The 20,014-nt window shown below is 67.3% G+C and carries 16 protein-coding genes; 13 read left to right on the forward strand and 3 right to left on the reverse strand.

Annotated features, from left to right (window positions below; genetic code table 11):
* The first annotated feature begins 3 nt into the window (after nucleotides 1-3).
* Nucleotides 4-702 carry a protein-methionine-sulfoxide reductase heme-binding subunit MsrQ gene (locus SOM08_RS04350; protein ID WP_322470121.1) on the forward strand — a complete coding sequence of 233 codons (699 nt, stop codon included), beginning with the start codon at nucleotides 4-6 and terminating at the stop codon, nucleotides 700-702.
* Here the strand turns inward: SOM08_RS04350 and lysA are convergent.
* Complete coding sequence (gene lysA / locus SOM08_RS04355) at nucleotides 672-1,952, reverse strand: diaminopimelate decarboxylase (RefSeq protein ID WP_116958389.1); 1,281 nt, start codon at nucleotides 1,950-1,952, stop codon at nucleotides 672-674. The genes SOM08_RS04350 and lysA overlap by 31 nt on opposite strands.
* On the reverse strand, nucleotides 1,906-2,109 hold the full coding sequence (gene lptM, locus SOM08_RS04360) for an LPS translocon maturation chaperone LptM (protein ID WP_083293166.1): 204 nt from the start codon (nucleotides 2,107-2,109) through the stop codon (nucleotides 1,906-1,908). Before lptM ends, lysA begins: the two co-directional genes overlap by 47 nt.
* Before the next feature lie 11 nt (nucleotides 2,110-2,120).
* Between lptM and cyaY the strand changes: the two genes are divergently transcribed.
* Nucleotides 2,121-2,450, forward strand: a complete 330-nt coding sequence (cyaY, locus tag SOM08_RS04365; protein ID WP_116958388.1) for an iron donor protein CyaY — start codon at nucleotides 2,121-2,123, stop codon at nucleotides 2,448-2,450.
* On the opposite strand, the gene SOM08_RS04370 is transcribed toward cyaY, so the two are convergent.
* Nucleotides 2,440-4,866, reverse strand: a complete 2,427-nt coding sequence (locus SOM08_RS04370) for a penicillin-binding protein 1A (protein WP_116958387.1) — start codon at nucleotides 4,864-4,866, stop codon at nucleotides 2,440-2,442. The two genes, cyaY and SOM08_RS04370, sit on opposite strands and share 11 nt — an antisense overlap.
* Before the next feature lie 267 nt (nucleotides 4,867-5,133).
* Here SOM08_RS04370 and SOM08_RS04375 point away from each other — a divergent pair, with 267 nt between their 5' ends.
* The 11 genes from SOM08_RS04375 to SOM08_RS04425 all read left to right on the forward strand — a co-directional run bounded on the left by SOM08_RS04375 (nucleotide 5,134) and on the right by SOM08_RS04425 (nucleotide 19,995).
* The gene (locus SOM08_RS04375) at nucleotides 5,134-6,213 is read left to right on the forward strand and encodes a pilus assembly protein PilM (protein WP_116958386.1); all 1,080 of its coding nucleotides are present in this window, start codon (nucleotides 5,134-5,136) and stop codon (nucleotides 6,211-6,213) included.
* Nucleotides 6,210-6,824, forward strand: a complete 615-nt coding sequence (locus SOM08_RS04380) for a PilN domain-containing protein (protein WP_116958385.1) — start codon at nucleotides 6,210-6,212, stop codon at nucleotides 6,822-6,824. Before SOM08_RS04375 ends, SOM08_RS04380 begins: the two co-directional genes overlap by 4 nt.
* Before the next feature lie 14 nt (nucleotides 6,825-6,838).
* A complete protein-coding gene (locus SOM08_RS04385; protein ID WP_116958384.1) occupies nucleotides 6,839-7,510 on the forward strand; it encodes a type 4a pilus biogenesis protein PilO in 672 nt (223 codons plus the stop codon).
* The gene (locus SOM08_RS04390) at nucleotides 7,507-8,049 is read left to right on the forward strand and encodes a pilus assembly protein PilP (RefSeq protein ID WP_116958383.1); all 543 of its coding nucleotides are present in this window, start codon (nucleotides 7,507-7,509) and stop codon (nucleotides 8,047-8,049) included. Before SOM08_RS04385 ends, SOM08_RS04390 begins: the two co-directional genes overlap by 4 nt.
* Complete coding sequence (gene pilQ, locus SOM08_RS04395) at nucleotides 8,046-10,172, forward strand: type IV pilus secretin PilQ (RefSeq protein ID WP_416186994.1); 2,127 nt, start codon at nucleotides 8,046-8,048, stop codon at nucleotides 10,170-10,172. The genes SOM08_RS04390 and pilQ overlap by 4 nt, the downstream gene beginning before the upstream one ends.
* A complete protein-coding gene (locus SOM08_RS04400) occupies nucleotides 10,173-10,739 on the forward strand; it encodes a shikimate kinase (protein WP_322470122.1) in 567 nt (188 codons plus the stop codon).
* A 41-nt stretch (nucleotides 10,740-10,780) separates the two neighbouring features.
* Nucleotides 10,781-11,905, forward strand: coding sequence for a 3-dehydroquinate synthase (gene aroB / locus SOM08_RS04405; RefSeq protein ID WP_116958380.1), 1,125 nt, complete (start codon nucleotides 10,781-10,783; stop codon nucleotides 11,903-11,905).
* A complete protein-coding gene (locus SOM08_RS04410; protein WP_116958379.1) occupies nucleotides 11,902-13,059 on the forward strand; it encodes a deoxyguanosinetriphosphate triphosphohydrolase in 1,158 nt (385 codons plus the stop codon). The genes aroB and SOM08_RS04410 overlap by 4 nt, the downstream gene beginning before the upstream one ends.
* Complete coding sequence (locus SOM08_RS04415; protein WP_322470123.1) at nucleotides 13,056-14,249, forward strand: CynX/NimT family MFS transporter; 1,194 nt, start codon at nucleotides 13,056-13,058, stop codon at nucleotides 14,247-14,249. Before SOM08_RS04410 ends, SOM08_RS04415 begins: the two co-directional genes overlap by 4 nt.
* A 78-nt stretch (nucleotides 14,250-14,327) precedes the next feature.
* On the forward strand, nucleotides 14,328-15,035 hold the full coding sequence (locus SOM08_RS04420; protein ID WP_322470124.1) for an REP-associated tyrosine transposase: 708 nt from the start codon (nucleotides 14,328-14,330) through the stop codon (nucleotides 15,033-15,035).
* Nucleotides 15,036-15,216: 181 nt separating this feature from the next.
* Entirely contained in the window at nucleotides 15,217-19,995 is a 4,779-nt protein-coding gene (locus SOM08_RS04425) for a glutamate synthase-related protein (RefSeq protein ID WP_116958376.1), read from the forward strand.
* The last annotated feature ends 19 nt before the right edge of the window (nucleotides 19,996-20,014 follow it).

Here is a 20,014-nt window from a genome sequence, read left to right on the forward strand (position 1 = left end):
GCCATGGGCTCCGCCCGGCCGCCCGAAGGGGCCCACCCCGCGCCGCACGGAGGGCGTTCGCTGAGCCGCGCCGCGGTCCAGCGGGCGTTGCTGCACCCGCTGGCCAAACCCCTGGTGTTTGCCGTGTGGCTCCTGCCTTTCGCCTGGCTGTTCTGGGCCGCGGCGGCCGACCGCCTGGGCGCCAACCCCGCCGAGGCGCTGATCCGGTCCCTGGGCGACTGGACATTGCGCGCCCTGGTGCTGGTGCTGCTGGTGACGCCGCTGCGCGTCAGCCTGGGCTGGCCGGCACTGGCGCGCTTTCGGCGCATGATGGGGCTGTTCGTGTTCTTCTACGCCACGCTGCACTGGTTGGCGTACGTCTGGTTCGATATGGGCTTCGACTGGGCCGAGGTCGTCGCCGACATCCCCAAACGCCCCTTCATTCTCGTGGGCACGCTGGCCTGGCTGCTGCTGCTCGCGCTGGCGGCCACATCCTTCAACCGCGCCATCCGCGCGCTGGGGGCGCCGCGCTGGCAGGCCCTGCACCGCTTGGTCTATGCGGTGGCGGTGCTGGCGGTGCTGCACTTCTTCTGGATGCGCGCGGGCAAGCACGACTTCAACGAGGTCGCGGTGTACGCGGTCCTCTTCGCCGCGCTGCTGGGCTGGCGCGCCTGGCGGCGCTGGGGCGCGCCTCAGGGCAGGGGCGTTTCCAGCCGCATCTGATCGGCGGCGGTTTCGCGCTGGCGGATCACGGTGGCCCGGGCGCCATCGACCAGCACCTCGGCGGCGCGGCCGCGCGTGTTGTAGTTGCTGGCCATGCTCATGCAGTAGGCGCCAGCCGACAGCACCGCCAGCCGGTCGCCGGCCTGCACCGCCAGCTCGCGGTCACGGCCCAGCCAGTCGCCGCTCTCGCAGACGGGGCCGACCACATCCCAGGTGAGCGGAGCGGTGTCGGCGCGCGCGCGCAGCGGTTCGATGCGGTGGTAGGCCTGGTACATCGCGGGGCGCGGCAAATCGTTCATGGCCGCGTCCACGATGAGGAAGTTCTTGTGTTCCCCGGGCTTGAGGTAGAGCACTTCGGTCAAGCAGACACCGGCGTTGCCCACGATGGAGCGGCCCGGCTCGATCAGGATCTGGCGGTCGCCGAAGCCGCGCGCGTCCAGGCGCTGCAGCAACTGCGCCCACAGCGCGTCGGCGGCGGGTGGCGTGTCGCCGCGGTAGTCGATGCCCAGGCCTCCGCCGAAGTCGATGTGGTGCAGGCGCAGGCCCAAGCCGAGGCCTTCGATGGCGGCGACCAGGTCGAGCACGCGCTCCAGCGCGTCGAGGTAGGGCGCCGCCTGCGTGATCTGCGAGCCGATGTGGCAGTCGATGCCGACCACCTCGAGGCCGCTGCACGACGCGGCCTGGCGGTAGGTGTCCAGCACCTCGTCGTGCGCGATGCCGAACTTGTTGTCCTTCAGGCCGGTGGAAATGTAGGGATGCGTTTGCGCGTCCACGTCGGGGTTGACGCGCACGCTCACGCGCGCGCGCCGCCCGACCGCGCGCGCGACCTCGTCGAGCACGGCCAGCTCGGCGCGGCTCTCGACGTTGAAGCAGCCGATGCCGACATCGAGTGCGCGGCGCATCTCGGCGCGGGTCTTGCCCACGCCCGAGAAGATGATGCGTTCCGGCGCGCAGCCCGCGGCCAGTGCACGCTCCAGCTCGCCGCCCGAGACGATGTCCAGCCCACAGCCCGCGCGCACCAGCGTCTGCAGGATGGCCAGCGAGGAGTTGGCCTTCATCGCATAGCAGATGAGGTGCGAGCGCCCGGCGAGACCACGCTGGTACGCGCCCAGGGCCTGCAGCATGGCGGCCTGGCTGTAGACAAAGAGTGGGGTGCCGTGGGCCCGGGCCAGGCTGTCGAGGCTCAGGTCCTCGACGTGCAGTTCACCGTGACGTTGCGTCAGGAAGGCGGGCAGGGGCGACAGGGGCATTGTTGGCGGGCTTGGGCGTGGTCTCGGGGCTCTTGGGGGGCGGCAGATAGAGCGGACCTTTCTGGCCGCAAGCCGCCAAGCCCGACAGCAGCAGCGACAAGGCCATGACCCGAGCGGGGCCTGAACAGCGACCTAGAATGCGCAGCCACCCAAACATCCGCGCATTGTATGACCGACCTCGAATACCAGGATCGCGCCGAGGCCCTGTTGCGCGCCATCGAACTGAACTGCGACCGCATCAACGAAGACACCGATGCGGACATCGACAACCAGCGCGTGGGCGGCATGATCACACTCACCTTCGCCAACCGCAGCCAGATCGTGATCAACCTGCAGAAGCCGCTGCAAGAGGTGTGGATGGCCGCACGCGCCGGCGGTTTTCACTACAAGCACGATGGCCGCGCCTGGCAAGACACCAAGGGCAACGGCGAGTTCTTCGAGAACCTGTCGCGTTACGCGAGCGAGCAGTCGGGCCAGGCGCTGCGCTTCAGTTCCTGAACAGGTCCAGGATGCTGCGCCGGTTTTCCACCGGTGGCTGCGGCGGCGGCGGGGCCATCGGCACGCCATTGGCATCGACCGCCGCACCGGCGGGCGCGCCAGGCCAGGGATCCGCCAGGCCCAGCCCATGCACGCCATTGCCCGGGCCGTATTCTTCGTAGTACCACTCGCCGCCGATGTTGACCACGCCGGGCGGCGCGCTGTAGGTGGTCACGGGCACGTTCTTCAGCATCTCCTGCATGAAGGAGATCCAGATCGGCAGCGCCAGGCCGCCGCCGGTTTCTCGGCTGCCCAGGTTGCGCGGCGTGTCGTAGCCCACCCAGGCCGCGGCGGCCAGCGTGGGCTGGTAGCCGACGAACCAGGCGTCCACCGCGTCGTTGGTGGTGCCGGTCTTGCCATACAGGTCGGGCCGCTTGAGGGTGGCCTGCGCGCGCGCGGCGGTGCCTGAGCGGGTGATCTCCTGCAACAGGCTGTTCATGATGAAGGCGTTGCGCGGCTCGATCGCCTGTGGCGCGTTGTCCAGTGTGGTCTGTGGTGCTTCGAACAGCACGCGCCCGCGCGCGTCCGTCACGCGGGTGATCAGCAGGGGCGTCACCCGGTGGCCGCCGTTGGCGAACACCGAATAGGCCGTGACCATCTGCAGCGGCGTGACCGAACCGGCGCCCAGCGCCATGGTGAGGTAGGGCGGGTGCTTGTCGGCCTCGAAGCCGAAGCGCGTGACCCAGTTCTGCGCGTTCTGCGTGCCCACCAGCTGCAGCACGCGAATGGACACCATGTTCTTGGACTTGGCCAGCGCGCGGCGCACCGACATCGGGCCTTCGAACTGGCCGTCGTAGTTCTTCGGCTCCCAGGGCTTGCCGCCCGTTTCGGCGGCGGAATAGAACAGCGGCGCGTCGTTCACCACCGTCATCGGTGTCAGGCCCTTTTCCAGCGCGGCGGAATAGATGAAGGGCTTGAAGCTGGACCCCGGCTGGCGCCAGGCCTGGGTGGCGTGGTTGAACTTGTTCTTGTTGAAGTCGAAGCCGCCGATGACGGCAGCGATGCGGCCGTTGCGCGGGTCCAGCGCCACGAAGGCGGACTCGACCTCGGGCAACTGCGTCACGCGCCAGGATTTGTCGCCCACCTTGACGATGCGCACGACGGCGCCGGGGCGCAGCTTGATGTTTGGCCCGGCCTTGTCCGACAGGCCGCTCTGCACCGGCTTGAGGCCTTCGCCGGTGATCTCGATCGGGTCGCCGTCCTGGCGCACCACCACCACCTTGCGGGGGTCGGCCTGGAGCACCACGGCCGACAGCAGGTCCCCGTTGTCGGGGCGTTCCGCGAGGGCTTCGTCGATGGCCGTGTCGCGTTCCTGCGCGTCCTCGGGCAGGTTGATGAACAGCTCCGGGCCGCGGTAGAACTGCCGGCGCTCGTAGTCCAGCACGCCCTGGCGCACGGCGCGGTAGGCGGCTTCCTGGGCGCGCGGGTCGATGGTGGTGGACACCACCAGGCCGCGCGTGTACGCGGCCTCGCCATACTGGGCCACGATGGCCTGGCGAACCATCTCTGCCGCAAACTCCGCGCGCAGGCTGTCCTCCATGGCACCGCGGTGGACCTTGACCTCCTGGGCCTTGGCTTCTTCGGCCTGTTGGGCGGTGATGAAGCCGTTTTCGACCATGCGGTCGATGATGTACAGCTGGCGCGTGCGGGCGCGCTTGGGGTTGCGGACCGGGTTGTAGGCCGAAGGCGCCTGCGGCAGGCCCGCGAGCATCGCGGCCTCGGCGATGGTCACGTCCTTCAGCGGTTTGCCAAAGTAGATCTGCGAGGCCGACGCGAAGCCATACGCCCGCCGGCCCAGGAAGATCTGGTTCATGTAGATCTCGAGGATCTGCTCCTTGGTGAGCATGTGCTCCAGTTTGAAGGTGAGCAGCACCTCGTAGATCTTGCGCGTGTAGCTCTTCTCCGCCGACAGGTAGACGTTGCGCGCCACCTGCATGGTGATGGTGGAGGCGCCCTGGCTCTTGGCCTCGCGCAGGTTGGCCAGCGCGGCGCGCACCATGCCGCGGTAATCCACGCCGCTGTGCTCGAAGAAGCGTGCGTCTTCGATGGCCAGCACCGCGTGTTTCATCACGTCGGGGATCTGGTCGATGGTCAGCAGGTTGCGCCGCTCTTCACCGAACTCGCCGATGAGCTGGCCATCCACGGCGAGCACGCGCAAAGGCAGCTTGGGTCGGTAGTCGGCCAGGCCCGTGACGTCCGGCAGATTGGGGTAGGCCACCGCCAGGGCGATGCCAAGGGCCATCAGCATGGCCGCAACACCTGCCGCCGCCAGTCCGGCGACAACCACCACCAAGCGACCGATCCAGATGAGCGTGCGGGGCGCCGCAGATACTGCCTTGGCAGGAGCCGCGCGAGAGGGCTGGGATTCTTGGGGCATGCGAACTCGGACTGGAAACGTGCCGCATTTTAGAAGTCGGGCAAGGTGCCGACATGGAATGAACGGAACGTAGGGGTTTGGGCTTGTAGACCGGATTGTCGGTGGGGGTTCAGACCATCGCGTCGGCCCTTCATCCCGTCGGCTTTTGACAACGTTTCGATTTGTGCGTTTGGCAAAAAATCTTTGCCGCTCAATGGGCTTACTGCTAGCATTGAAGTGAATTCTTAAGTCTGGCGTAGTACATCGCCATGCGATTTGGGGGCCATCTTGATCTCACTGGGATCGCTATTCAGCCGAGAGCCAGCGCCGCTGCTGGGCATTGACGTGAGTTCGTCGAGCGTCAAGCTTGTCGAACTCAGCCGCAACCGCGCCGGCGAGTTCGTGCTGGAGCGGTGTGCCATGGAACCGCTGGAACGCGGCTGGATCACCGACGGCAACATCGAAAAATTCGATGAGGTGGCCGACGCGGTGCGCCGGGTGGTCCGCAAGAGCGGCAGCAAGACGAAAAACGTGGCCCTGGCGTTGCCGGCCTCGGCGGTGATCACCAAGAAGATCGTGCTGCCGGGCGGCATGAGCGACAAGGAGCTCGAGGCGCAGGTCGAGTCCGAGGCCAACCAGTACATTCCGTTCTCGCTCGACGAGGTGAGCCTCGATTTCTGCGTTGTCGGCCCCAGCGCGACGTCCGTGGGCGACGTTGAGGTGCTGATCGCCGCCTCCCGCAAGGAAAAGGTATCCGACCGGCAGGGTCTGGCCGAAGCCGCGGGGCTCAAACCCGTGGTCATGGACGTCGAATCCTATGCGTCGCGGCTGGCCGCTGGCCGCGTGATCGAAACCTTGCCGAACCAGGGAGTGGACGCGCTGGTGGCGCTGTTCGAGATCGGCTCCATGACCACGAGCCTGCAGGTCATTCGCAACGACGAAGTGCTCTACGAGCGCGACCAAGCGTTTGGGGGCGGTCAGCTCACCCAGCTCATCATCCGCCAGTACGGCTTTTCGCCCGACGAGGCGGAAGCGAAGAAGCGCTCGGGTGACCTGCCGGAGGACTACCAGAGCGCGGTGCTGGAACCGTTCATCGAGAGCCTTGCCCAGGAAATCGGTCGCGCGCTGCAGTTTTTCTTCACCAGCACGCCGTACAACAAGATCGACCACATCCTTCTGGCCGGTGGCAGCGCCGCCTTGCTGGGGCTCACCGAGGCGGTCACCCACCAGACCTCGTTCGCGTGCATGCTGATCAACCCGTTCGATGCGATGGAGCTGGGGACGGGTGTGCAGGCGCGAAAGATCTCGCGTGAGGCACCGGCCTACCTGACGTCCACCGGGCTGGCGCTGCGGAGGTTCTACCAATGATCCTCATCAACCTGCTGCCCCATCGCGAGGCAGCGCGCAAGCGCCAGAAGGAACAGTTCTATACGCAGCTGGGCTTGTCGGCGCTGCTGGGCGGCATCATCGGTGGCGCTGTCTTCACGTGGTATCAGGGCCAGATCTCCATCCAGCAAGACCGCAACCAGTTCCTGACCCAGGAAATCGCGAAGCTGGACGCGGAAATCAAGGACATCGCCACGCTGCAGCAGCAAATCGCGTCGCTGCGGGCGCGTCAGACCGCCGTCGAGGACCTTCAGGCGGGGCGCAACCTGCCGGTCTATCTGCTGGAGGAACTCGTCAATCAACTGCCCAAGGGCGTTTTCCTGCGGTCGATGAAGCAGGAAAACATGAGCGTGCTGTTGACGGGCACCGCGCAGTCGCAGGAGCGCGTGTCCGAGCTGTTGCGCAATCTGTCGAACAACAGCCCCGCCTTGACGCGTCCTGAGCTGGTGGAAATCGTGTCCGCCAACGCGGCCATCAGTGGCGCCGATGCGCGACGCGTGGCCAACTTCACCATGCGCGTGACCTTGCGCAAGCCGGCGGTCACGCCGGCGCCGGCCACGCCAGCCACCGCACCCGCGGCGGGCAAAGTCTGACCCGGGGTGGCGTGATGGCGAAGAAGTCGAGCATCAATATCGATCTGAAGGGCGTGCAGGACAAGCTGCGTGCCCAGTTCACCGGCCTCGATCCCAACGACCCGTCCTTGTGGCCGGCGCTGCCCCGAAACCTGCTGTTCGTGGCCGTGTGTTTGGGCGTCGTGGCCGCGCTGTGGTTCGTCTGGCTCAAGGGCGTCGACGAGGAGCTGGTGGCCGAGAAGGCCCGCGAGGAGCAACTGCGCACCACCTACCGCAGCAAGCTGGTGCAGGCCGTCAACCTCGACGCCTTGCGCAAGCAGCTGGAGCAGGTGCAGCAGTACGTGACGCAGCTGGAAAAGCAACTGCCCAGCAAGGCCGAAATGGACGCCTTGTTGTCCGACATCAACCAAGCCGGTCTGGGGCGCAGCCTGCAGTTCGAACTGTTCCGTCCCGGACAGGTGGTGGTCCGTGAGTACTACGCCGAGCTGCCGATCGCCATTCGGGTCACGGGCAAATACCACGACGTCGGCCTGTTCGCCGCCGATATCGCCAACCTGTCGCGCATCGTTACCTTGAACAACCTCAGCCTGACGCCCATCGCCACCCGCGACGGTTACTTGACGATGGATGGCGTGGCCAAGACCTTCCGGTACCTGGACCCCGAGGAAGTCGCGGCCCAGCAAAAAGCGAAGGGGGCAAAGAAGTGAGCCGCCTCGCCCCCTATTCCTTGTTGGTCCTGGGCCTTGTGTTGGCGGGTTGCACGTCGTCCGGGCAGGACGAGCTGCGGTCCTGGATGCAGGCCGAGCGCAATTCGATCAAACCGTCGGTGCAGCCGATTCCCGAACCCACGCGGTTCGAGCCACAGCCCTACAGTGTCGAGCGCGAAACGCCGCCGTTCAGCACGGAAAAACTGGCCAGCCTGCTGCGCGGCACGCAAACGGCAAGCGCCGCCAATGCCGCGCTGATCGAGCCCGAACTGGCGCGTCGGCGCCAGCCGCTCGAAGCCTTCCCCTTGGACTCCATGACCATGGTCGGCAGCCTGGACCGTTCGGGGGAACTGGTGGCGCTGATCAAAGTGGACCGCTTGCTGTACCAGGTGCGTCAAGGACAGTACCTGGGACAGAACTTCGGACGCGTAACCCGCATCACCGAAACCGAAGTCGCCTTGCGCGAAATCGTGCAGGACCCGTCGGGTGAATGGATCGAGCGCCCCACGGCGCTGCAGCTAGTAGAGGACGCTAAATGAACAAGCCAGAACAGGCGACCGCTGGAACGGCGTGGGGGCGGAGGATGGTCAAGGGGGGGCTGGTTCTCGGTCTCGTCCTGTCGGCCTGCTGGGCGCAGGCGCAGTCTGCCATCCAGTCGGTCACCGGAGGTATTCAAAGCGGTGCCGAGGTGGTCCGGATCAACCTGTCGGAACCCCTGAAGGCCACGCCGTCGAGCTTCACCGTGCAGTCGCCCGCGCGCATCGCCCTGGACTTTCCGGGCGTGGCCAATGCCATGGGGCGCAGCACTGTTGACATCAACGAAGGCAATCTCCGTTCGGCCACCGTGGTCCAGGCGGGCGAACGCACACGGGTGGTGATCAACCTCAAGCAGCCGGCGCCGTTCCAGACGCGCGTCGAAGGCAACAGCCTGCTGGTGGTCATGGAGCGTCCCGAAGCGGTGACGGCCCAAACCAATCCGCCGACGCATTTTGCCGAGAGCCGCAACCTGGACGTGAGCTCGCTGCGCGACATCGACTTCCGCCGCGGCACGGGCAATACGGGGCGTGTCGTCGTCGAGTTGCCGAACAACCAGGTCGGTGTCGACATCCGCCAGCAAGGCACGGGCCTCGTGGTGGAGTTCCTGAAGAGTTCCCTGCCCGAGGGCCTGCGCCGCCGCCTGGACGTGACCGACTTCGGCACGCCGGTGCAGTCGGTGACCACCACGCAGACGGGCGACCGCGTGCGCATGGTGGTGGCGGCGGCGGGCAACTGGGAGCATTCCGCGTACCAGAGCGACAACCAGTTCGTGCTGGAAGTGCGCGAGCAGCGCGTGGATCCCAACAAGCTCAGCCAAGGCCCGGGCTACACCGGCGAGAAGCTGTCGCTGAACTTCCAGAACATCGAAGTCCGTGCGCTGCTGCAGGTCATCGCCGATTTCACGAACTTCAACATCGTGACGTCCGATTCCGTGGCGGGTTCGGTCACCCTGCGCCTGAAGGATGTGCCCTGGGATCAGGCGCTGGACATCATCATGCAGGCCAAGGGCCTGGGCCTGCGCAAGTCGGGCAACGTGCTGTGGATCGCCCCGCGCGATGAAATCGCGGCCCGCGAGAAGCAGGAGCTGGAAGCGCGCGCCACGGTGGAGAGCCTCGAGCAGGTGCGCACGCAATCGTTCCAGATGAATTACGCCAAGGCGGCCGACATCGCCACGCAACTGACGGCTGTGTCATCGTCGGTCAGCAGCGGAGGCAATTCCAGCAACGCACGCATCCTGTCCCCCCGTGGCAGCGTGATCGCCGAGCCGCGAACCAACCAGCTTTTCGTTACGGACATCCCTTCGCGCCTGGCCCAAGTGCAGGAGCTGATCACCAAGCTCGATATCCCGATCCGCCAGGTGCTGATTGAGGCGCGCATCGTGGAAGCCGACGACGACTTCAGCAAATCCATCGGCGTGCGCCTGGGCGGTGGCGTGCGGGAATTCGGTGTGGGCTCGGCCAATGGCAACCCGGTGCGTGGCAACTTCGGCAGCAACTACGGGGCCGTGACCACCGGACCGTCTCTGACCTCCGCCCCCTTCGTGAACCTGCCCGCCTTGCCCCCGTCCGGTCAGGCCGCGTCCTACGCCCTGTCGCTGTTCAGCCCGAACGCCTCGCGCTTCCTGGCGCTGGAAATCTCGGCGCTGGAATCCGATGGCAAGGGCCGCGTGGTGTCCAGTCCCCGCGTGGTCACGGCCGACCAGGTGAAGGCGCTGATCGAGCAGGGCACCGAGTTCCCCTACCAGACGGCCACGTCCAGCGGCGCCACGGCCATCGCGTTCCGCAAGGCCAACCTCAAACTGGAGGTCACTCCGCAGATCACGCCCGAGGGCAACATCATTCTCGATCTCGACGTGAACAAGGACACCCGCGGCGAAACCACTTCCGAGGGTATCGCCATCGACACCAAGCACGTGCAAACCCAGGTGCTGGTGGAGAACGGCGGCACGGTGGTGATCGGCGGCATCTTCGAGCGCACCGAGCGCAACCAAATCCAGAAGGTGCCGCTGCTGGGCGATCTGCCCGCCGTGGGCAACCTGTTCAAGTCGCGCAACCAGATCGATCAGCGTTCCGAGCTGCTGATCTTCATCACGCCGCGCGTCCTGGGGCGCACCGCCATCAACTAATTGAACCCCACGCAGTCGGTCTTCCTGGTCGGGCTGCCTGGATCGGGCAAATCCACCGTCGGGCGCCAGCTGGCCCGGCGGCTGGGTTTGCCTTTTGTCGATTCCGATCACGTGATCGAGCAACGCATAGGGTCGAGCATCCGGGCGTTTTTTGATCGCGAGGGGGAGGCGGCGTTCCGGGATCTTGAGGCACAGGTCATTGATGAAGTCACCGCCGGTCCGTTGGCGGTGATCGCCACCGGTGGCGGCGCCGTGCTGCGCCCGGAGAACCGGGGGCACCTGCATGAGCGCGGCCGCGTGGTCTATCTGCGATCGACGCCGGAGGACCTTTTTCGCCGTCTGCGCCACGACCGCCACCGTCCGCTGTTGCAGGTGGCCGATCCCTTGGCCCGGCTCAAGGACCTGCACGCGCAGCGGCACCCGCTGTACGCCGAGACGGCGCATTTCGCCATCGACACGGGACGCCCCTCGGTGGCCACGCTGGTCAACATGATCCTGATGCAGCTGGAGTTGGCCGGGCTGGTGTCCAGCGCCCCGCCTCCGGACGGGGCCGACACGCCGCCGTGAGGGGCGCCGGCCGCCCGTGAGGGGCGGCATACACTCGGGCCATGTCCCCCGCCATTTCAACCACCGAGACCCAGCGCGTCGCCATCGACCTGGGTGAGCGCAGTTACGACATCCACATCGGCGCCGACCTGATCGGCCATGCCGGCACCTTCGCCGGCCTGCCGACGGCGAACACCGGCGTGATTGTCACCAACGAGGTGGTGGCGCCGCTGTACCTGGCGTCCCTGCGCGCGGCGCTGAGCGGGCGCCATGCGCGTGTGCTGGACGTGGTGCTGCCCGACGGCGAATCGCACAAGCATTGGCAGACGCTGCAGACCATCTTCGATCGCCTGCTGGAGGCCGGCTGTGACCGCAAGACGGTGCTGTACGCGCTGGGCGGGGGGGTGGTGGGCGACATGACCGGTTTCGCGGCCGCCTGCTACATGCGTGGGGTGCCCTTCGTGCAGGTGCCCACCACCTTGCTGGCGCAGGTGGACTCGTCGGTGGGTGGCAAGACGGGCATCAACCACCCCCTGGGCAAGAACATGATCGGCGCCTTCCACCAGCCGCTCAGCGTGGTGTGCGACCTCGACGCGCTGCGCTCCCTGCCCGACCGCGAGTTCAGTGCCGGCATGGCCGAGATCATCAAGTACGGACCCATCGCCGACATGGCCTTCCTCGGTTGGATCGAGGACCACATCGAAGCCCTCATGGCGCGCGATCCGGCGCATCTGGCGCACGCGGTGCGGCGCAGCTGCGAGATCAAGGCCCAGGTGGTGGGCGCTGACGAACGCGAATCGGGGCTGCGCGCCATCCTGAATTTCGGCCACACCTTCGGCCATGCGATCGAGGCCGGCATGGGCTATGGCGCCTGGCTACACGGCGAGGCCGTGGGCTGCGGCATGGTGATGGCGGCCCGCCTGTCGCAGGCGCTGGGTTTGGTGGACGAGGCGTTCGTCGAGCGCCTGAAGCGCCTGGTGGTCCGCGCCGGCCTGCCGGTGGTGGCGCCGGTGCTCGATCCCGCGCGCAATGCCGAGCGCTACCTTGAGCTGATGCGTGTCGACAAGAAGGCCGAGGCGGGGGAGATCCGCTTCGTGCTCATCGACCCACCGGGCCGGGCCTCGATGCGCCCGGCCAGCGATGCCGTCGTGGCGGGGGTGATCGCGCGAAGCTGCCAGCCGGCATGAGCCTTGCACCGTACGCCAGCGATCCGGCGCGCAGCCGTGGCCGGCGCCACCCGGAACCCCCCGCGCCCACGCGCACCGATTACCAGCGCGACCGCGACCGGGTGATCCATTCGACGGCGTTCCGTCGACTGGTCTACAAGACGCAGGTGTTCCTCAACCACGAGGGAGACCTGTTCCGCACCCGCCTGACGCACTCGCTGGAAGTGGCCCAGCTCGGCCGCAGCATCGCGCGGTCGCTGGGGCTCAACGAAGACCTGGTCGAAGCCATCGCGCTCGCACACGACCTGGGCCACACGCCCTTCGGCCACGCCGGCCAGGACGCGCTGCACGCCGCCTTGCAGGCGCTTGGGCCCGATGGCCGCGCGCCCGACGGCTGGGGCTTCGAGCACAACCTGCAGAGCCTGCGCGTGGTGGACGAACTCGAGGAGCGCTACCCCGCGTTCGACGGCCTGAACCTGTCCTTCGAAACGCGCGAAGGCATTCTGAAGCACTGTTCACGGCACAACGCCGAACGCCTGGAGCGGCTGGAGCCCGGCGGCGTGGCGGCGCGCTTCCTGCGCGGCGGCGCTCCTTCGCTCGAGGCGCAGTTGTGCAACCTGGCCGACGAGATCGCCTACAACGCGCACGACATCGACGACGGCGTGCGCTCGGGCCTGCTCTCCCTGGAGCAGCTCGAATCCGTGGAGCTGTTCGACCACTACCGCCGCCAGGCCCTGCGGGAGCACTCGCAACTGCAGGGGCGCCGGCTGTTGTTCGAGAGCATCCGCCGCATGCTGAGCGACCAGGTCTACGACGTGATCGCCGCAACGCGCGGGCGCCTTCGCGACTCGGGCGTCGCCTCAGCCGACGAGGCGCGCACCCAGGCGGCCCTGGTGGCTTTCTCCGACGCCATGCGCGAGCGCAGCCGCGCGCTCAAGGCCTTCCTGTTTCGTAACCTCTACCGTCACCCGCAGGTGGTCGAGACCACTGGCCGCGCGCGCCAGGTGATCGGCGATCTTTTCACGCGCTACCTGGCCGAGCCTGGCGAGATGCCCGAAGCCCATGGGCAACGCCGGCACATCGAGCGTGCGGTGGCCGACTACATCGCCGGCATGACCGATCGTTTTGCCATCCGCGAGCACGAGCGCCTGTTCGGCTCGGTACTGTTTCCATGACCGCCATACCACCGCCCGAGTCCCATCCCGTTCGCGCTGCCGCCCTGGTCGTGGCGGTGGGCGTCACCTGTGCCCTGCACATCGGCAAGCTGCCCGTCGCCATTCCCGCGTTGCAGACCGGGCTGGGCGTGAGCCTGGTGCAGGCGGGCTTCCTGCTTTCGCTCGTGCAATTGGCCGGCATGGCGCTGGGCCTGTTCGTGGGCTTGGCGGCCGACCGCATCGGACCGCGCCGGATCATGCTGGTCGGCCTGGTGGCCCTGGCACTGGGCAGTGCCTGGGGCGCGACGGCCGGCTCGCCGGCCGACCTGCTCGCCTCGCGCGCGCTGGAAGGCCTGGGGTTCCTGCTTGCCGTGCTGCCGGCGCCGGGCCTGATCCGCCGCCACGTGGCCGAGCCGCGCCTGCTGGCCAAGGCCTTGGGCTGGTGGGGCGCCTACATGCCACTGGGCACGGCCCTGGCCTTGCTGTTCGGCGCACCGGTCATCGAGTGGCTCGGGTGGCGCGCCGTCTGGCTGGGGCTGACGGCCTGCTCGCTGCTGGCGCTGGTGGCCCTGTGGCGCGGCTTGCCGTCCGACGCGGCGCTGGCGGGGCAGGGCGCGCCGCTGGGCCCGCGCCTGCGCCGCACGCTGGGTGCGCCTGGGCCCTGGCTGGTGGCCGTGGCTTTCTTCCTGTACTCGGGGCAGTGGCTGGCGGTCGTGGGCTTCTTGCCCACCATCCTGGCCCAGGCCGGCGTGAGTGGCTTGCTGGCGGGCCTGCTCAGCGCGGCCGCGGCGGCGGTGAACATGGGCGGCAACATCGGGGCTGGTCGCTGGATCGCGCGCGGCGGCCGCCCCCGCGTTGTGATGGGCTTCGCCTACATCGCCATGGGCCTGGGGGCCCTGTTGGCCTTTGGCCTGAGGGGCGCGCCCGTGGTGCAGTACCTTGCTGTGCTGGCCTTCTCGGGCCTGGGCGGGCTTATCCCGGGCACCCTGTTCGGCTTGGCGGTGCGCCTGGCACCGGGTGAAGACACCATTTCCACGACGGTGGGCTGGATGCAGCAGCTATCGGCACTGGGGCAGTTTGTCGGACCGCCGTTCGTGGCCTGGGTGGCCACGCAAGTGGGCGGGTGGCAACTCACCTGGGTCGTCACCGGCGCGGCCTCCCTGCTGGGCCTCTGGGTCGCGCACCGCATCCAGCGCACGCTCCCGGCTTGACGGGGGGCTGGCCGGCTCTGGGGCCTCCCCCACCTTCCATGCTTTAATTGGGGTCAGATTCCAATTGAATTGAGCGCCATGGCCCGATTGCCCCGTTTGACCGTCGCCGGCTACCCGCACCACATCATCCAGCGCGGCAACAACCGCCAGCCCATCGTGCGCGACGACGAAGACCGGGACGCCCTGCTCGAACTGATCACCACCCGCGCTCGCCAACACGGCGTGGCGCTGCACGCCTGGGTGTTGATGGACAACCACTTCCACTTGTTGGCCACACCGGAAACCGTGGAGGGTGTGCCCCGCTGGATGCAGGACGTTGGCCGCAGTTACGTGCGCCGCTTCAACGATCGCCACCAGCGCACGGGCACCTTGTGGGAAGGGCGCTACAAGTCCACGCTGGTGCAGACCGAGCGCTATTTCCTGGCTTGCATGGCCTACATCGAGCTCAATCCGGTGCGCGCTGGGATGGTCATGGAGCCCCGGCAGTACCCCTGGTCCAGCCATCTGCACCACATTGGGCAGCGCGTGGACCGCCACCTCACGCCCCATCCCGTCTATTGGGCCCTGGGCAACACGCCCTTCGCGCGTGAGGCCGCTTACGCCGAGTGCGTGCGGACAGGCCTCGGCGCGCCACAGCAAAAAGCCATCACCGACGCCTCTTTGCATGGTTGGGCCTTGGGCGACGACCGCTTCGTCGAGGCGTTGCAGAAGCAGACCAGTCGCCGGGTGTCGCGTGCGGCGCGGGGTCGCCCGCCGGGGGCGCCTGCACCCAAGACCGAGGGCTGATCGCGCAAGCGCCGTCGTGTCACCTTCGGTTCTTTTGATATGTCCCTAATTATTATGGAGAGGTATCAGTCGGCGAATTAATTGGAATCTGACCCCATTAAAAATGCTTGGCACGCATGGTGCAATGCAATAAGCTCCGCGGTCCAACGGATTCGCCCCACAGACGAGAAGGAAGCGCGCCATGAACACGGCTGCCGAGAAAGCGCATTTGCAACAGCACGGCCTCTATGACCCGGCGAACGAGCACGACGCCTGCGGCGTCGGTTTCGTGGCCCACATCAAGGGCGAAAAGAGCCACGCCATCGTCGAGCAGGCACTCAAGATCCTTGAGAACCTGGACCACCGCGGTGCGGTGGGCGCCGACAAGCTGATGGGCGATGGCGCGGGGCTGCTGATCCAGATGCCCGATGCGCTGTACCGGGCCGAGATGGCCGCGCAGGGCGTGACGCTGCCGCCCGCGGGCGAGTATGGCGTGGGCATGATCTTCATGCCCAAGGAACACGCCAGCCGCCTGGCCTGTGAACAGGAAATGGAGCGCGCCATCGCCGCCGAAGGCCAGGTGCTGCTGGGCTGGCGCGAGGTGCCCGTGAACGCCGACATGCCCATGTCGCCCACGGTGCGCGCCAAGGAGCCGATCATTCGCCAGGTCTTCATCGGCCGTGGCAACGACGTCATCGTGCAAGACGCGCTGGAGCGCAAGCTGTACGTGATCCGCAAGACCGCCAGTGCCGCCATCCAGCGCCTCAAGCTCACGCACTCCAAGGAGTACTACGTGGTGAGCATGAGCAGCCGCACCGTGGTCTACAAGGGCCTGCTGCTGGCCGATCAGGTGGGCACCTACTTCAAGGACCTGCAGGACCCGCGCTGCGTGTCGGCCCTGGGCCTGGTGCATCAGCGCTTCTCCACCAACACCTTCCCCGAGTGGCCGCTGGCCCACCCTTACCGCTACGTCGCGCACAACGGCGAGATCAACACGGTCAAGGGCAACTACAACTGGATGAAGGCGCGCGAGGGCGTGATGAGCTCGCCCGTGCTGGGCGCCGACCTTCAGAAGCTCTATCCCATCAGCTTCGCGCACCAGTCCGACACCGCCACGTTCGACAACTGCCTCGAGCTGCTGACCATGGCGGGCTATCCGCTGTCGCAGGCCGTGATGATGATGATCCCGGAGCCCTGGGAGCAGCACACCACCATGGACCCGCGCCGCCGCGCCTTCTACGAGTACCACGCGGCCATGCTCGAGCCCTGGGACGGCCCCGCCTCCATCGTGTTCACCGACGGCCGCCAGATCGGCGCCACCCTGGACCGCAACGGCCTGCGTCCCTCGCGCTACTGCGTCACCGACGACGACCTGGTCATCATGGCCTCGGAATCCGGCGTGCTGCCCGTGCCCGAGAACAAGATCGTGCGCAAGTGGCGCCTGCAGCCCGGCAAGATGTTCCTTATCGACCTCGAGCAGGGTCGCATGATCGACGACGAGGAGCTCAAGGCCAACCTCGCCAACAGCAAACCCTACAAGCAGTGGATCGACAACCTGCGCATCCGCCTGGACGACGTCGAGCACCCGGTGGCCGGCGAGGCCGCGCAGGAGTTGCCCGTGGCGCAGACGGAACCCCAGGCCGCCGGTGTGGAGCGCGTGTCGCCCGAGCTGCTGGACCGCCAGCAGGCCTTTGGCTACACGCAGGAGGACATCAAGTTCCTCATGAGCCCGATGGCCGCCAACGGCGAGGAGGGCATCGGCTCCATGGGCAACGACAGCCCGTTGGCCGTGTTGTCGAGCAAAAACAAGCCGCTCTACAACTACTTCAAGCAGCTGTTCGCGCAGGTCACCAACCCGCCGATCGACCCGATCCGCGAAGCGATCGTGATGTCGCTGGTGTCCTTCATCGGCCCCAAGCCCAACCTGCTCGACATCAACCAGGTCAACCCGCCCATGCGCCTGGAGGTGAGCCAGCCCGTGCTGGACTTCGCCGACATGGCCAAGCTGCGCAACATCGAAGCCGTGACGCAGGGCAAGTTCCGCAGCGTCACGCTGGACATCACCTACCCCGCGAGCTGGGGCCGTGAAGGCGTGGAGGCCAAGCTGGCCTCGCTTTGCGCGGCCGCGGTGGACGCGATCAAGGGCGGCAAGAACATCCTCATCATCAGCGACCGCGGCATCGGCCCGGCGCAGGTGGCCATTCCCGCGCTGCTGGCGCTCTCGGCGATCCACCAGCACCTGGTGCGTGAAGGCCTGCGCACCAGCGCCGGCCTGGTGGTTGAAACCGGCACCGCGCGCGAGGTGCACCACTTCGCCGTGCTCGCCGGTTACGGCGCCGAGGCCGTGCACCCCTACCTGGCGATGGAGACCCTGGTGGCCATCCACAAGGACCTGCCGGGCGATCTGAGCGCCGACAAGGCGATCTACAACTACACCAAGGCGATCGGCAAGGGCCTGTCCAAGATCATGTCCAAGATGGGCGTGAGCACCTACATGAGCTATTGCGGCGCCCAGCTGTTCGAAGCCATCGGCCTCAACAGCGACACCGTGGCCAAGTACTTCACCGGCACCGCCAGCCGCGTGGAAGGCATCGGCGTGTTCGAGATCGCCGAGGAGGCCATCCGCATGCACAAGGCCGCCTTCGGCGACGACCCGGTGCTGGCCACCATGCTGGACGCCGGCGGCGAGTACGCCTGGCGCACGCGCGGCGAAGAGCACATGTGGTCGCCCGACGCCATTGCCAAGCTGCAGCACAGCACGCGCGCCAACAGCTGGAACACCTACAAGGAATACGCCCAGCTCATCAACGACCAGAGCCGCCGCCAGATGACGCTGCGTGGCCTGTTCGAATTCAAGCTGGACCCGAGCAAGGCCATCCCGCTGGACGAGGTGGAGCCCGCCAAGGAGATCGTCAAGCGATTCGCCACCGGCGCGATGTCACTGGGCTCCATCAGCACGGAGGCACACGCCACCCTGGCCGTGGCCATGAACCGCATCGGTGGCAAGAGCAATACCGGCGAAGGCGGCGAAGACGAGCGCCGCTACCGCAACGAGCTCAAGGGCATCAAGATCACCAAGGGCGAGACGCTCAAGTCCATCATCGGCGAGGACGTGGTCGAGGTCGACCTGCCGCTGGAAGACGGCGACAGCCTGCGCTCCAAGATCAAGCAGGTGGCATCGGGCCGTTTCGGCGTCACCGCCGAGTACCTGCAGAGCGCCGACCAGGTGCAGATCAAGATGGCCCAGGGCGCCAAGCCCGGCGAGGGCGGCCAGCTGCCCGGCGGCAAGGTGTCCGAGTACATCGGCAAGCTGCGCTACTCGGTGCCGGGCGTGGGCCTGATCAGTCCGCCGCCGCACCACGACATCTACTCGATCGAAGACCTGGCCCAGCTCATCCACGACCTGAAGAACGTGGCGCCGCACGCCAGCATCAGCGTCAAGCTGGTGTCGGAAGTGGGCGTGGGCACCATCGCCGCGGGCGTGGCCAAGTGCAAGGCCGATCACGTGGTGATCGCCGGCCACGACGGTGGCACCGGCGCCTCGCCCTGGTCGTCCATCAAGCACGCGGGCAGCCCCTGGGAGATCGGCCTGGCCGAGACCCAGCAGACCCTGGTGCTCAACCGCCTGCGCAGCCGCATCCGCGTGCAGGCCGACGGCCAGATGAAGACCGGCCGCGACGTGGTCATCGGCGCCATGCTGGGCGCGGACGAGTTCGGCTTCGCCACCGCGCCGCTGGTGGTCGAGGGCTGCATCATGATGCGCAAGTGCCACCTCAACACCTGCCCGGTGGGCGTGGCCACGCAGGACCCGGTGCTGCGCAAGAAGTTCTCGGGCAAGCCCGAGCACGTCGTCAACTACTTCTTCTTCGTCGCCGAGGAAGCGCGCCAGATCATGGCGCAGCTGGGCATCCGCACCTTTGACGAGTTGATCGGCCGCGCCGACCTGCTGGACACGCGCGCCGGCATCGCCCACTGGAAGGCGCGCGGCCTGGACTTCAGCCGCCTGCTGGCCTTGCCCGCCGTGCCGGCCGACGTGCCGCGCCTGCACACCGAGCAGCAGGACCACGGCCTGCACAAGGCGCTGGACAAGGTGCTGATCGAAAAGTGCCGCCCTGCCATCGAGAAGGGCGAGCGCGTGCAGTTCATCGAGGTCGCGCGCAACGTGAACCGCTCGGTGGGCGCCATGCTGTCGGGCGAGCTCACCAAGCACCACCCCGAAGGACTGCCGGACGACTCCATCCGCATCCAGCTGGAAGGCACGGGCGGCCAGTCCTTCGGTGCCTTCCTGGCCAAGGGCATCACGATGTACCTGATCGGCGACGCCAACGACTACACCGGCAAGGGCCTGTCGGGCGGCCGCGTGGTGGTGCGCCCCAGCATCGACTTCCGCGGCGAGGCCACGCGCAACATCATCGTGGGCAATACCGTGCTCTACGGCGCCACCACGGGCGAGGCCTTCTTCGCCGGCGTGGCCGGCGAGCGCTTCGCGGTGCGCCTGTCGGGCGCCACCGCGGTGGTGGAGGGCACCGGCGACCACGGCTGCGAGTACATGACCGGCGGCACCGTGGTGGTGCTGGGCAAGACCGGCCGCAACTTCGCGGCCGGTATGAGCGGTGGCGTGGCCTACGTCTACGATGAGGACGGCCGTTTCGCCGAGCGCTGCAACACCGCCATGGTGAGCCTGGAGCCCGTGCCCACGGCCAAGGAACAGGAGGCCACGTCCAGCGCAGGTGCCTGGCACCGCGGCCAGACCGACGAGGCCTTGCTCAAGAAGCTTCTGGAGGACCACAACCGCTGGACCGGCAGCAAGCGCGCGCGCGAGCTGCTCGACAACTGGGCCACGGCGCGCGGCAAGTTCCTCAAGGTCTTCCCGAACGAGTACAAGCGCGCCCTCGGCGAGATGGCCGCGAAGCAGACGGCCGCCGCCGCGACCACCAAGGCGCAAGGCTCGGCCAAGAAGGCCACCGCACCCGCGAAGTAAGCCCACGAGAAACAGCCCC

It is taken from the genome of Hydrogenophaga sp. SNF1 (genome assembly GCF_034421675.1).
GTDB classification, from domain to species: Bacteria; Pseudomonadota; Gammaproteobacteria; order Burkholderiales; family Burkholderiaceae_C; genus Hydrogenophaga; species Hydrogenophaga borbori.

Excerpts from the sequence above, each read along its gene's own strand:
- SOM08_RS04350 (WP_322470121.1), top strand. The coding sequence starts at position 4 with ATGGGCTCCGCCCGGCCGCCCGAAGGGGCCCACCCCGCGCCGCACGGA.
- lysA (WP_116958389.1), bottom strand. The coding sequence starts at position 1,952 with ATGCCCCTGTCGCCCCTGCCCGCCTTCCTGACGCAACGTCACGGTGAA.
- lptM (WP_083293166.1), bottom strand. The coding sequence starts at position 2,109 with ATGTTTGGGTGGCTGCGCATTCTAGGTCGCTGTTCAGGCCCCGCTCGG.
- cyaY (WP_116958388.1), top strand. The coding sequence starts at position 2,121 with ATGACCGACCTCGAATACCAGGATCGCGCCGAGGCCCTGTTGCGCGCC.
- SOM08_RS04370 (WP_116958387.1), bottom strand. The coding sequence starts at position 4,866 with ATGCCCCAAGAATCCCAGCCCTCTCGCGCGGCTCCTGCCAAGGCAGTA.
- SOM08_RS04380 (WP_116958385.1), top strand. The coding sequence starts at position 6,210 with ATGATCCTCATCAACCTGCTGCCCCATCGCGAGGCAGCGCGCAAGCGC.
- SOM08_RS04385 (WP_116958384.1), top strand. The coding sequence starts at position 6,839 with ATGGCGAAGAAGTCGAGCATCAATATCGATCTGAAGGGCGTGCAGGAC.
- pilQ (WP_416186994.1), top strand. The coding sequence starts at position 8,046 with ATGAACAAGCCAGAACAGGCGACCGCTGGAACGGCGTGGGGGCGGAGG.
- aroB (WP_116958380.1), top strand. The coding sequence starts at position 10,781 with ATGTCCCCCGCCATTTCAACCACCGAGACCCAGCGCGTCGCCATCGAC.
- SOM08_RS04410 (WP_116958379.1), top strand. The coding sequence starts at position 11,902 with ATGAGCCTTGCACCGTACGCCAGCGATCCGGCGCGCAGCCGTGGCCGG.
- SOM08_RS04415 (WP_322470123.1), top strand. The coding sequence starts at position 13,056 with ATGACCGCCATACCACCGCCCGAGTCCCATCCCGTTCGCGCTGCCGCC.
- SOM08_RS04420 (WP_322470124.1), top strand. The coding sequence starts at position 14,328 with ATGGCCCGATTGCCCCGTTTGACCGTCGCCGGCTACCCGCACCACATC.
- SOM08_RS04425 (WP_116958376.1), top strand. The coding sequence starts at position 15,217 with ATGAACACGGCTGCCGAGAAAGCGCATTTGCAACAGCACGGCCTCTAT.